Annotated in this window: 12 protein-coding genes; 8 read left to right on the plus strand and 4 right to left on the minus strand. The window is 58.9% G+C overall.

Features of this window, described 5'->3' with window-relative positions:
- Together G7Y52_RS06940 and G7Y52_RS06945 are read right to left on the minus strand one after the other, a co-directional pair.
- The coding region (locus G7Y52_RS06940) for a helix-turn-helix domain-containing protein (RefSeq protein WP_165065509.1) at positions 1–230 on the minus strand (230 nt) is incomplete at its 3' end.
- Positions 231–266: 36 nt separating this feature from the next.
- Positions 267–593 carry a hypothetical protein gene (locus tag G7Y52_RS06945; protein WP_165068775.1) on the minus strand — a complete coding sequence of 109 codons (327 nt, stop codon included), beginning with the start codon at positions 591–593 and terminating at the stop codon, positions 267–269.
- A gap of 101 nt (positions 594–694) precedes the next feature.
- Between G7Y52_RS06945 and G7Y52_RS06950 the strand changes: the two genes are divergently transcribed.
- The 4 genes from G7Y52_RS06950 to G7Y52_RS06965 all read left to right on the plus strand — a co-directional run bounded on the left by G7Y52_RS06950 (position 695) and on the right by G7Y52_RS06965 (position 5,387).
- The gene (locus tag G7Y52_RS06950; protein ID WP_165068779.1) at positions 695–3,325 is read left to right on the plus strand and encodes a DEAD/DEAH box helicase; all 2,631 of its coding nucleotides are present in this window, start codon (positions 695–697) and stop codon (positions 3,323–3,325) included.
- A gap of 2 nt (positions 3,326–3,327) precedes the next feature.
- The gene (locus G7Y52_RS06955; RefSeq protein WP_165068784.1) at positions 3,328–4,335 is read left to right on the plus strand and encodes a hypothetical protein; all 1,008 of its coding nucleotides are present in this window, start codon (positions 3,328–3,330) and stop codon (positions 4,333–4,335) included.
- On the plus strand, positions 4,332–4,757 hold the full coding sequence (locus G7Y52_RS06960) for a hypothetical protein (RefSeq protein ID WP_165068788.1): 426 nt from the start codon (positions 4,332–4,334) through the stop codon (positions 4,755–4,757). The genes G7Y52_RS06955 and G7Y52_RS06960 overlap by 4 nt, the downstream gene beginning before the upstream one ends.
- A 378-nt stretch (positions 4,758–5,135) precedes the next feature.
- Complete coding sequence (locus G7Y52_RS06965) at positions 5,136–5,387, plus strand: GlsB/YeaQ/YmgE family stress response membrane protein (protein WP_165068792.1); 252 nt, start codon at positions 5,136–5,138, stop codon at positions 5,385–5,387.
- 148 nt (positions 5,388–5,535) lie between these two features.
- Here G7Y52_RS06965 and G7Y52_RS06970 read toward each other — a convergent pair whose 3' ends face one another.
- Positions 5,536–7,017: a sigma-54 dependent transcriptional regulator gene (locus G7Y52_RS06970; protein ID WP_165068797.1), complete on the minus strand. Its 1,482-nt coding sequence runs from the start codon at positions 7,015–7,017 to the stop codon at positions 5,536–5,538.
- 333 nt (positions 7,018–7,350) lie between these two features.
- Between G7Y52_RS06970 and G7Y52_RS06975 the strand changes: the two genes are divergently transcribed.
- The 3 genes from G7Y52_RS06975 (at position 7,351) to G7Y52_RS06985 (ending at position 8,779) form a co-directional block, all read left to right on the plus strand.
- Complete coding sequence (locus tag G7Y52_RS06975) at positions 7,351–7,560, plus strand: hypothetical protein (protein ID WP_165068802.1); 210 nt, start codon at positions 7,351–7,353, stop codon at positions 7,558–7,560.
- A gap of 20 nt (positions 7,561–7,580) precedes the next feature.
- Positions 7,581–8,366: a nickel pincer cofactor biosynthesis protein LarB gene (gene larB / locus G7Y52_RS06980; RefSeq protein WP_241159633.1), complete on the plus strand. Its 786-nt coding sequence runs from the start codon at positions 7,581–7,583 to the stop codon at positions 8,364–8,366.
- A 95-nt stretch (positions 8,367–8,461) separates the two neighbouring features.
- Positions 8,462–8,779, plus strand: coding sequence for a hypothetical protein (locus tag G7Y52_RS06985; RefSeq protein WP_165068834.1), 318 nt, complete (start codon positions 8,462–8,464; stop codon positions 8,777–8,779).
- Between the two features lie 142 nt (positions 8,780–8,921).
- On the opposite strand, the gene G7Y52_RS06990 is transcribed toward G7Y52_RS06985, so the two are convergent.
- Positions 8,922–10,466 (minus strand): M23 family metallopeptidase, encoded by a 1,545-nt coding sequence (locus G7Y52_RS06990; RefSeq protein ID WP_165068840.1) that lies wholly within the window; start codon positions 10,464–10,466, stop codon positions 8,922–8,924.
- 470 nt (positions 10,467–10,936) lie between these two features.
- On the opposite strand from G7Y52_RS06990, the gene G7Y52_RS06995 reads away from it, so the two are divergent.
- Positions 10,937–12,283, plus strand: a complete 1,347-nt coding sequence (locus G7Y52_RS06995) for a DnaA/Hda family protein (protein ID WP_165068845.1) — start codon at positions 10,937–10,939, stop codon at positions 12,281–12,283.
- Positions 12,284–12,285 lie beyond the last annotated feature (2 nt).

A 12,285-nucleotide genomic window follows, 5' to 3' on the forward strand; every position in this document is an offset into this window, starting at 1 on the left:
TTTTTATCAAGAAGGGCTTGCAATTCCCGAATCTCCTCGCATGAGAAACAACTTGGGCGATGGCCATTGGGTTTGGCTGATAATCGTTGGTTTTCACGGTAAGCTCTGACCCAATTGCAGATGCTAGCCGGGGTATAACCTAAAATATCTGCCAATTGCCTGGCTGTTGCTTTTCCATCAAGATACGCATGAACAGCCTTGGTTCGGATTTCTTCAGATGCAAATTTCATCTCTGCAATCTAAACGATTTTTAAATAAAATAAAAGTCAAATTGCTCTAGGCCCGGCGTAGGTTTTGCGAAAATCCTCGGGCAGCTTTTCGCCCGATTCAAGCTGTTCACTGTCGATAAGCAGCGTGCGGCTGTGGGCGAGCGCGTTGCCGTTTTCGTCAAAATTGCGGAAAAGTTCAAAACGCCCGTTATGGAATTGCCCGGCCGCGTCCACATAGCCGGAGACAAAATCATAGATCAGCTTTGAGGTCGCCGTGTTGTTGCAGACGATGATAAAGCAGGGATCGACGCCCATCTTTTCCGCCTGCCATGCGGCATAGGTCTCCCTGTAATGCCCATACAGGGCATCCAGGGCATTCTGCAACAGGGTCGGCAGCTTTTGCGGGTTGTTGGCTGTTCTTCTGAGCCAGTGAAGGGCTCTCTTGCGGATATGTGTTTTCTTGCCGTATAAGCAGACACAGGATTATGACCAATCATCAGCAAAAAATTTTCCTTTCTCCGGCGGGTCGGTTGCGCTGGGAAGGCGAGAACAGCTCCGTCTGGCAGGAACAGTGGTTCCGCCTCGGAGCCAGTCGCCGCACGGATACAGATGCGGTTCGGGCCTTTTGGCACACTGTCAGCGCGGCCTGCATCACCGCCCTGTGCCATGTGGCTTCTCCAGACAGCGCGGTTGACGATGAGGCGCGGGGTATCCCGGCCATTCCTCTGCCTGCGGTGTCTGAACAATGGCTGGCCGCCGCTCCCCCCATGCCTGGAGGCGAGTACCTGAACCTGGAAATGCTCCAGACGCTGTGGAAGAAACTGCTCGCCTGGTGCGCCGAAGCAGCGGCGGCACAGGGCGGCATTGCCGCTTTTCTTCAGAAAACTGCGCCGCAGTGGCGGCATGTCGGGCGTCTCTTCTTTCATCTCGCGGAAAACAAGATGGATGCCGAGCGCCCCTTCGCCTTCCTGGCCACCTACGCCACAGGGCTCAATGAAAAAGGGCAACCCCGTCATGTTCCTCTCTCCCATGCTCTGCGACAGTATGCCTCGGCACAGGACAAGCCTGCCCTTCTGCGCCTGCTGGAGCCGTTGCACAAAGCTGCCCGGGCACTGCCCTGGGTGCAGGGTATGGTCGATGACGGCAGCATTTACCAGCCCTGGCCCTGGCGCCCCGACAAGGCCCACATTTTTCTCAAAAGCGCCGACACGCTTGAAGCCTGCGGCATAGGCGTCCGCCTTCCCGACTGGTGGCGGAAGCGCCGTCACCCGGTTGTGAATGCCGTGCTCAACATGCGAGAAGGGGCAATGCTGGGCGCGCAGGCACTGGTGGATGTGGACATCCGGGTCGCCATCGGCGAAGTGGAATGCTCTACAGAAGAACTCGCTCGCCTGCTCAATCAGGCGGAGGACGGGCTTGTCCTTTTCAAGGGGCAGTGGGTTGAGCTGGACAAGGACAAGCTGCGGCAGGCGCTGGATCACTGGAATACTGTGGAAAAATACGCTGATGGAAATCTCACCTTCGCGCAGGGTATGCGTCTCCTTGCCGGTTTTTCCGACAGCGCGGCATCAGACGCGGAGGACGAGGTCATCCGCGCATGGTCTTCGCCCCTGCCGGGAAAAGGTTTCAGGGAACTGCTCTCCGCCACGCGAAGGGAGGCCAGGGCACAAATCCATGGGCTGCGGGCTGCGCTTCGCCCCTATCAGGCCTGCGGCGTGGAATGGCTGTCCTTTCTCGGCAGGCTTGGGCTTGGGGCCTGCCTTGCCGATGACATGGGGCTGGGCAAAACCATGCAGATTTTGGCACTGCTTCTGAAAGAACGCGGCAAGGGCGTCAGCCTGCTCGTTGCCCCGGCTTCCCTGCTGGACAACTGGCAGGCTGAAGCGCGGCGCTTCGCTCCGGCCCTGCGGTGCCTCGTCCTGCATGGTATGAGCAAGGGGGAGCTGAACTCCTGTGCCGCCCCCGGAGCCCTGGACGGCTATGACCTGGTGTTGGTCAGCTATGCAGGGTGCGCTGGCATACCCTGGCTGACCAAACGCGCCTGGAGGCGTGTCATCGCCGACGAGGCGCAGGCCATCAAGAACGCGGCCACAAGGCAGAGCAAGGCCGTCCGGGCGCTCACAGCGGACACGCGTATCGCGCTGACAGGCACGCCTATAGAAAATGGTCTCTCTGATCTCTGGGCGCTGTTTGACTTTCTCAATCCCGGCTTGCTGGGCAGCGCCAGGGCATTTACCGCACACGTCAAAAAAATGAGGCGCTCCGAAGCGCAGTTTTCGCCACTGCGCCGCATCATCGCTCCCTACATCCTGCGGCGCATGAAGACGGACAAATCCGTCATCGATTCCCTGCCCGACAAGACCGAAGTGCCCCTGTACTGCCACTTAACCAGGGGACAGGCACGCATCTATGTTGGCATAACTGCCAGACTGCGCAACACTCTTGAACGCCTGGATGCCTCCTCTGAAGCCCCGCAACAGCGGCGTATGGTGGTTCTGCAAAGCCTCATGCTGCTCAAACAGGTGTGCAACCATCCCGCGCAGGCTGAGGGTGGCGCATACACCCCGGAGGCGTCGGGCAAATTCCAGGCGGTGGGCGACTTGTGCGCAACCCTCGCCGCGCGCCAGGAAAAGTTGCTGGTGTTCACGCAATTTCGGGAAATCGTCGAGCCGTTGGCCCGATACCTGACCGAAATTTTCCATGTGGAGGGTCTGACCTTGCACGGCGGCGTGCCTGTCAGAAAACGCCAGGCTGCGGTGGAAGCCTTCCAGTCGCCGGACGGCCCGCCGTTCATGGTGCTGACTCTCAAGGTGGGCGGCACGGGGCTGACGCTGACGGAAGCCGGGCATGTCATTCATTTTGACCGCTGGTGGAACCCCGCTGTGGAGGATCAGGCCACAGACCGGGCCTATCGCATAGGGCAAAAAAAGAATGTGCTTGTCCACAAGTGCATCACCAGGGGCACGCTTGAAGAAAAAATTGATGCTCTCATTCGAAAAAAACGTGAATTGGCGGATGAAGTTCTCGGAAGTAATGCCGAGTTGAACGTCACGGCCCTGAGCGATGAAGAACTGTTCGATCTGGTTCGCCTGGATGCGGCGCAAGTGCTGGAGTAGGTATGTCGTTTGATTTTCCCGCCTACGTCTCTGTGCAGGAAAAGAGAAAGAAGGCGGAAAAGATGCTTGCCAGGCTGCATGCCAAGGGTATGCAGCCACAGCCTGTAGGCGCTTTCACGGGAGCCCTGGCCAAAACTTTCTGGGGCAAAAGCTGGTGCTTCAATCTGGAGCGCTATGCGGATTTCGCCAACAGGCTGCCCAGGGGGCGTGGCTATGTGCGCCACGGTTGCATCTGCCATCTTGAGATTGCGGTCGGAGAGGTCAGGGCCAAGGTGCTTGGCAACAGCCTCTACAATGTCACAGTCCATATCGCTCCCCTGCCCGCCACGCGCTGGCAGGCGCTCCGCGCCGGATGCGCCGGCCGGATTGCCACGCTGATTGAGCTGTTGCGCGGCAAGCTGTCAGGCGAAGTCATGGCGATCATGTGCGACCCGGAGGCGGGCATGTTCCCTTCCCCGAAGGAGATACTGTTTTCCTGTTCCTGCCCGGACAGCGCCCGCATGTGCAAGCATGTGGCCGCCGCTCTTTACGGCGTCGGTCGCCGTCTGGATACCGTGCCTGAGCAGTTGTTCACCCTGCGCGGCGTCGATGCAAGCGGCCTTTTGCCGTCGACGCTGCATGTCGCCCCAACGCACATGGCAGACACCTTGCAGGTGGAGGATATGGGCACTCTTTTCGGCATTGATCTGGAAATGGACGCTCCCAGGCCGGCTCCAGATCCCGGGCAGGTTGCATCTGTCATGGCCGCGCACAACTCGGGAACGGCTCATCCCGCAACCATGCCGCGCGGTCTCGTCAAGGCTGAACGCCCTACCGGCACGGCCATCCGCACTCTGCACCGTCTTTCCAAACTTGACGAATCCGCTTTCGCAGAGGCTCTTGGCGTCACCCCCGCCACATTGCGGCGCTGGGAAGCAACGCGGGGCGCACTCCGTCTCAAGGTTGATTCCATCCTGGCCCTGATGCGTTTTCAGGAACAGTTACTCCGCACTAGAGCATTTTTTGATTGAAAATATTCATTTTCAATCACTTCGCTGCCATCATTTCGCGTCCAGGCTTCAGCCGTTGCGACGAAGGAAGCTACGGATGGAGACAGCAATTAGAGCATTTTCACTTTGAAAATGCTCTGCTGACGCGAAAGCGTCAGCCGCCGCAACGCAGCGTACATTCAGGCGAAAACCGCGTTTTTTGCCTGAATGCCACCTTTGACTTTCAGAAAAAGTCAAAGGTAATCTGCTCTAATGAAGCGGGTGCGCCTCTCGGCGGTGAGCATTTCGGTTTTGACATTGTTCAGACGCGGCATCTCAAAGTGAAGTTGTGCGGGCGACTGCCAGGGGCACAGCCCCTTTTTGACGCCAAAATTGATGATGCGCCGCAGAATCTCCAGCACATTCTTGACGGTTCCGGCTTAGCTGTGCGGATCTTCATATAAGCATGGCTTGCCGTGAGGGGAGCTGCCCGCAACATTGATGACCAGAATATAGATTTTGACTTTTCGTAACGTCCAAGACTATACTACATCCCAGCATGAGACTGCGCGGGCGGTTTTCAGATAAAAATATTCTGAAGATTGTCGAGAGCAGCGGAATTATGAATTTACTCTTTGTGCAGGGAGACAGGCCATACAATGCTTTGCAGGTTTCTCCACTGTTATTTGCAGTGCCGACGGCAAATTTTTGCGAGTGCCGTTTGTGGTTTTCGCAGGCGGTGTTGCCCGGCGGCATTCTTGCCGGAGCCAACGCCGGCAAGCAACGGAAAAATCCGTCAGGCTCCCGCGCACTGAATACAAGCAAAAAAGAAGGAAATGAAAATGGGCATTATATCATGGATCATTTTCGGCCTGGTGGCCGGGGCGATAGCAAAATTCATCATGCCGGGCCGCCTGGACAGCGGCATCATCCTGACCTCGCTGCTCGGGATCGTCGGCGCGGTCATCGGCGGCTTCATCGGCACAATGCTCGGTTTCGGCCGGGTGGACGGCTTTAACCTGCCGAGCTTCGTGATAGCGGTCATCGGCGCGCTTATCTTTTTGTTCGTTTATGGCAAACTGAAATCGCGCTAGAGCGCTTTGCCAGAGCGTTTAGCTAATTTCATTGGCAAAACGCTCTGGCATGTTTTTTCTCAACGCCTCCGTAAGCGTCAGATGTGACCGTATCCACCAGGGCATGCCGGCCGGGCCGGAGCTTGCAGCCCGCATATCGGCCCGCGCGTCAATCCACGGGATGCCCAAGAGAACGGTATTCGTTGAGCTTGTTGCGCAAGGTGCGCACCGAGATGCCCAGCAGTTCGGCAGCCTGGGTGCGATTGCCGGAAGTGGCTTCCAGGCCTTTGATGATCATGATCCGCTCCATTTCATGCAGCGGTATCACGGGCCCGGAAAAATGGCTTTGCCCGGCGGCATTTGCCGCCATGCCCGAAGCGCCGCCCTGCGCCGGGGAAGAAGCTGTTGCCCCGGGCTGCGCGGCCTGCTGCTCCGCGCCGTCCTCCCGGGCATTGTCTTCCTCAAACAAGGGCCAGTCTTCATTTTCAAGCAGAAAATGGCGGGGTTCGATGGGCTTGCCGTTCGCCAGAAGCACGGCGCGTTCCATGAGATTTTGCAGCTCGCGCACATTGCCGGGAAAATCATACTTTTTCAGCCAGGCTATGGCGGATTCCGAAAGCGGCGCGGGCGGCAGCGCATACTCGCGCACATACATATCCACAAAAAAGCGGGCCAGATCCAGCACGTCGTCGCCGCGCTCGCGCAGAGAGGGCAGGCGCAGGGGGATGACATTCAGGCGGAAATACAGATCCTGGCGGAACTTGCCCTGTCTGACCCAGTCTTCCAGGTCGCGGTTGGTGGTGGCCAGCACCCGCACATCCACGCGCACGGTTTCCGCGCCGCCCACCCGGTCGATCTCGCCTTCCTGGAGCACGCGCAAAAGTTTGGCCTGCAGGGCCAAATCCATTTCGGAAATTTCATCCAGCAGAAGCGTGCCGTTGTCGGCCAGCTCGAACTTGCCCAGCTTGCGGGCAATGGCTCCGGTAAAGGCCCCTTTTTCATGGCCGAACAATTCACTTTCCAGCAAATGCTCGGGCAGGGCCGCGCAGTTTACGGCTACAAAAGCCTTTCCGGCCCGCTTGCTCATGGCGTGCAGATAGCGGGCGAACATTTCCTTGCCTGTGCCCGATTCGCCGGTAATCAGCACTGTGGCCTTGGAGCCGGCCACCTGCCGGGCCAGTTGCAATACTCTCGCAATGGCCGGATGCCGCCCCACAATGCGCGGCCCCGTCTGGCCCTCCACAGGCTGCGGCCTGCGGCCGCCCAGCGTTGAGGAAGCCGGAACAGGCGCCGCTTTGCGCGGCTCGCGCGCCACAGCCATGATCCTTTCCACGTTCAGAGGCTCAAGCCAGTAGTCGCGCGCGCCAAGGCTCATCAGGCGCTCGGCCTCTTCCGGGCTGCCCTTGTCGGTGGTGACGATCACCGGCGGAAAATCCGGGTCTCCCGCGCTCACGGCCAGCAGATCTTCCACCCGGAAACCGGGCAGCGTCGGGCGCGCGAAAATCACGCCGGGACCGGACTTGCGAATAAAGAGCGAAGCCCCTTTCAGGTTTTCGGCAATGCCCAGCTCGTATCCGGCATCGCGCAAGGGCGCAAAAACCGCGGTTACGGCCTGGGCCGGAGCAAGAAAAAGCAAACGGCGCGTTGACATGGTGCTTTTTGTACCGTTTCGCGCCTCACAATGCAACCGCGTCTTCCGTGGGCGTCAGGGCAAACGCAGACAATGCGCCTGGCCCGAAGAGATACGAAAGCATTGCCCAGGCCTCAGGCTTCACGAGAAGGAAGTGCGGCATTTACCGGCCTTTCTGCCAGCATGCCGCTCTTTTTGCCTGGATTTTTCCGTTGCCTCAGCCCTCCGGGAGCACAGGGCAGACGCATCTAAATATTAAATTCAATAATTTTATTATGTTATCATATTTTCTGGGCAGAGCTGCTTCGGCGGCGGAGCCGCACTTCGCTCCCACGAAGCCTGCGGCTTCGGGCGATGCTGTCGCATCGCCGGCAGGGCTGCCGCATAGAGCATTTTCACTTTGAAAATGCTCTGCTGACGCGAAAGCGGCAGCCGCCGCAACGCGGCGTACATTCAGGCGAAAACTGCGTTTTTCGCCTGAATGCCACCTTTGACTTTTATAAAAAGTCAAAGGTAATCTGCTCTAGGATGCGTCAGCCCTGCCGGGCGCATGAAAAAAGCTGACAACAGCATTGCTTTGCCCTATGCATAAACTCATGCAGAAAAGCATTATTCGCCATATTCTGGATCTGGTTGCGCAAGGTCGTCTCGGCGCGGACGAAGCTCTGGAGCGCATGAGTTTTGAAACCGCGCGGGACGCCCTGCACGGCCTGGATCTGGACCCGCAGCGCGAATTGCGCTCGGGTCTCGGCGAAGTGGTTTTTGCCCAGGGCAAAGGTGACGAGGTTCTGCTGGCCGCCGTGGAAGGGCTGCGCCCTCACGGGCCGGTGCTGGTCAGCCGTGTAGCCGCGGCACAGGACCGGCTGCTGCGCGCGCATTTTCCCCAGGGCCTGAGCTGGCCCCAAGCGCGGCTTTTCGTGGTGGGCGACGCGCCCCGATTGAAAGCAAACATGACGCCGCCCTGGCCCCGGCAGGGCGAGATAATGGTGGTTTCCGCCGGAGCCGCGGATATCCCCGTGGCCCTGGAGGCCTTTGGCGCGCTGTCCTTCTGGGATCATGACTGCGGCTGCGTCACGGACGTGGGCGTGGCCGGGCTGCACCGGCTGACCCCGCATCTGGATGCCCTGCGCAAGGCCAGGGCGATCATTGCCGTGGCAGGCATGGAAGGCGCGCTGCCGGGCGTGCTGGCCGGTCTCGTGCCCTGCCCGGTGGTGGCTGTGCCCACCTCGGTGGGGTACGGCGTGGGCGCGCACGGTTTCGCAGCTCTTTCCACCATGCTTTGCACCTGCGTGCCCGGCGTGGCCGTGGTCAATATCGACAACGGCTTTGGCGCGGCGGCCTTTGCAGCCAAAATGCCGGGAAAACAATGAGGACTGACCCCAGAGCATTTTTCGATTGAACATATCCATTTTCAATCAAAAATGCTCTGGGAAAAAGCTTTTCTGTTTCGCGCTCCTGGCGCGCTTTGCCGCCAGAGCATTTTCTCTTTGAAAATGCTCTGCTGACGCGAAAGCGGCAGCCGCCGCAACGCGGCGTACATTCAGGCGAAAACCGCGTTTTTCGCCTGAATGCCACCTTTGACTTTCATAAAAAGTCAAAGGTAATCTGCTCTAAAGGCGCCTCAACGATAAACATTTACCCGTATGCGCTGATAATCGTGCCCATGCCCAGCATATTTTCCGCCACGGCCCGCCATTCATCCTGCATAAAGGATCGCGTGCTGGCCGAATCCGTCAGTTGGGCCACTGCGGCCGTGCTGTCGCTGAGCACTGAAGGCGGGTAGGAAATCACCGTGACCTGATCCGGGGGCGTCTTCTGAATGATCGCGGTTGTCTGTGAAATGGGATCATACAAGACCATATAGGCCTCCGCGGAGCGGGGCGCAGCCCGCTCCGGCCTGCCACACGTTGGATGCTACGACGTACTCAACTCCGGCGGCGTTTTTTGCGCCGTTCCGGTTTCTGATCTTTGCCGGTGTCGGGCGCGTTTTCCGTGAGTACGATTTTTTCCGGCACCACGCTGTCCACGGTATATCCGGCCAAGGCTTTCTGCCCTTTGAGATAGGCCAGCTCCTGGGCCATGACTTTTTCAAATTCAGCCCGGCGTTTTTTGGAAACCGGCGCGCTGCGCGGGTTGATGGCCTTGGTGGGATTGATGAACCTGCCGTTCTGGCGCAGGCGGAAGTCGAGATGAGGGCCGGTGGAAAGCCCTGTGCTGCCCACAAAACCAATGACCTGGCCCTGACGCACTTTCTGGCCCTGACGCAGCCCGCGGGCATAGCCCGAAAGATGCGAATACATGGATTCCAGTCCGGCAACGTGTTTGACAATGATCTGATTGCCGTACCCGCCGGCCCAGCCGCGCCTGGTCACCACGCCATCGCCGACAGCCTTGACCGGCGTGCCGGTGGGCGCGCCGTAATCCACGCCCATGTGCGGCCGAGTATGGCCCAAAATGGGATGCCTGCGGCGCATGGTAAAGCGCGACGTCAGGCGGGTAAAGGCCAGGGGGGCCTGCAACAGCGTCTTGTGCAGGTTTTCTCCCTTGCGATTGTAGTACTGGGCCCTGGCATTGCCGTCGCGAAAAAGATAGGCCTCAAACGTTTTGCCCTTATTGGTGAAATGCGCGGCCAGAATGCGGCCGTAGCCTTTATATTCGCCGTCGCGGTAGCGTTTTTCAACCAGTACGGAAAAGCTGTCGCCTTCCTGCAGATCGCGGATGAAGTTAATCTCGGATCCAAAAAGCTCGGCCAGGTGCAGGGCCATCTGCGGGCTTTCGCCCGCATCGGCCACGGCCTGAAACAAATTGTCGCTGATCGTTCCTTCCACCGCGCCGAGCAGGGTAACGTAGTCAATGAGCTCCACCCTGGCCACGGGTTCTTCAATGCCTTCCACAACCAGCCTGCGGCTGTTGTCGATTTCGTATTCAAAGCGTTTGACCCGCCCTGAAGCAGAATCCGTGATGATCACATAGGGCTGACCTTCCCGAAAGGAACGCATGGAAAAAACCTGCCGCGCCGCGCTGACATATTGGTAAACGCCCTCGCTGCCCGTGTTTTCCAGAATTTTGCTGACCGTGTCGCCCTTTTCCACCGTGCCTTTGACGACTTCCTCGCCCACGGCGGCTGCTGCCGGATCGCTCAGGGAAGCAGCGGATTCGGCGGGCAGCGGCCGGGCAGTGGGCAGATCCCGATTTTGCTCCTCTGCGGTCGATGCTTCAGCCTGTGGCTGGGGCAGCCGCGCATGCGCGCCATCCCCGGATGCGGCGGGCATCCGGTCGGGCACGTTGCCCGGCAGAGCCGCATGAGGCTCATGAGCATTGTCAGCCTTGGCCTCCAGGGACAAGGCCGGGACTTCTTGAGGATTGACTTCCTGGTTTTGCGAGGAAATATCCGTTTTTCCGGTATGCCCCACCAACACGACGCCCACCAGCAAAACCAGTAAAACCCCCACCAGCCAGAGTCGTTTCATCGGCAACTCCATTTGATCACTATATCCGGCACTCCTGGCATTGTCCAGCGTGGCTCTTTTTACGACCAGGGCTGCGCAGAAGATGCGTCAGCCCTGGCGGCAATGCGACAGCATCGCCATTCCCCCACTGGCTTGCATTCCGCGCTATCCACAGGCGTCCACAGGTCCGCGTCGTGCGCGGTGTGGATGGGACCGCAGAGCATTTTGCTTTTGAAATTATTCAATTTCAAAAGCGGCGCTGCCATCATTTCCCCGCAAGCGGGACAAGCGCCTGAAAAGCGTGGTTTTCAGGCTCATTCGGCGCGGGGGTCCGGTCTTGCGCCACTTGTTGAAAGCAATATTTTGTGGTACATAAATCCCTTGTTCCCGCACTGCGGGGGGAGGAAGCATCCGTTGCCCGCGTCTTCCGGACGCCCGGCCCCACTGTTTATCCACAGGACCACGCGAGGGCGCACGCCGCTGCCGAGGCCATGCTGAAAAACCTATTGCGGGACATACTCACGCCGGACAAAAACCGGGAACCGGAAGACTGGTTTGAGTGTCTGATCCTGCGCGAAGAAGAAAACAGGCTGCGGGTCGTTTTCCCTCACGTTTTTTTTGCCGCCTGGTTCGCGCGCCATAAACGCGCCATGTTTGAAGAAGCCGTGCGGCGGCATTTCGCAGGCAAGCCGCTGCCGGAAATCGTCTATGAGCAGGCTTTTTGCAAAACAGGTTGCGGCAATCCGGCTGAAGCGGCTCCCCCGGCTCTGCCCCGTTTCGGCGGCCAGGCACAAGGGCAGACAGCTTGTGACGGATTCCGGCCATCCGGGCCGCAGACAACGGAAAAACAGGATTTCAGCACCTTCATCTGTAACGGAAAAAACGCCTTTCCTCTGGCCGTAGCCAGGGAAATAGCCGAAAAAAAGGCAGGCGAGGCCTATAATCCCTTTTTGCTCTGCGGACGCAGCGGCACGGGGAAAACCCATCTTTTGCAGACCCTGGCGGCCGCTTTTGAGCAAAAAACCAAACCGGGCCGCGTGATTTGCCGCAGCGCGGCGCGCTTTTGCGCTGAAAACCCGCAGTGGACGCGCTGCCCGGAAGTCTTCTGGCAACAATGCGACGTGCTTTTGCTGGACGACATGCAGGATCTGATCGGCCAGACACTGTGGCAACAAAAGATGATAGCCTGCATGGACGCCTGCCCTGGCGCAACAACAGCGGAACCGGGGCGCCAGATGGCTTTTGCCTTTGCCGGTTCCGCGCAGGCCCTGAAAGCCCTGGACGAACGCCTGCGCTCCCGGCTGGAAAGCGGCCTTGTGGTGGAACTCATGGAGCCTGACCTGGAAGTGCGCCTGCGGTATTTGCAGACCCTTTGCAGACAACGGCATCTGAGCTTCAGCCGGGAACAGCTTCTTTTTCTGGCCCAGCGTTGCGCCCAGTTCCGTCTTTTGCAGGGCCTGCTGCTGAAAGTGGAAGCCTTTGCCGCCATGCACGGCAGGCCCCTGACCCCGGCGGATCTGGAGAACATCCTGCGCACCGGCGGCGCCGAACGACTGCCGGGTTGCCGGGAAATACTGGCAGAAGTGGCGCGCGGGCTCAATCTCCGGCCTGAAGACATTCTGGGCGCCAAACGCCGGCCGGATCTGGTTCTTGCCCGGCAGGTGGCCATGTATGTCTGCCGCCAGAAGCTTGGCCTTTCCTATCCGGAGCTGGGCAGGGCATTCGGGGGCAGGGATCACAGCACTGTCATTCATGCCATTAAAAAAATTAAGAAATTGCTCATTAGCGACAAAGATGTGCAACGCCTGGTGACAGAGCTGGAAATCAAGACCGTCTGAGC

The sequence above is a fragment of the Desulfovibrio sp. ZJ200 genome (assembly GCF_011039095.1).
Taxonomy (GTDB): Bacteria; Desulfobacterota; Desulfovibrionia; order Desulfovibrionales; family Desulfovibrionaceae; genus Desulfovibrio.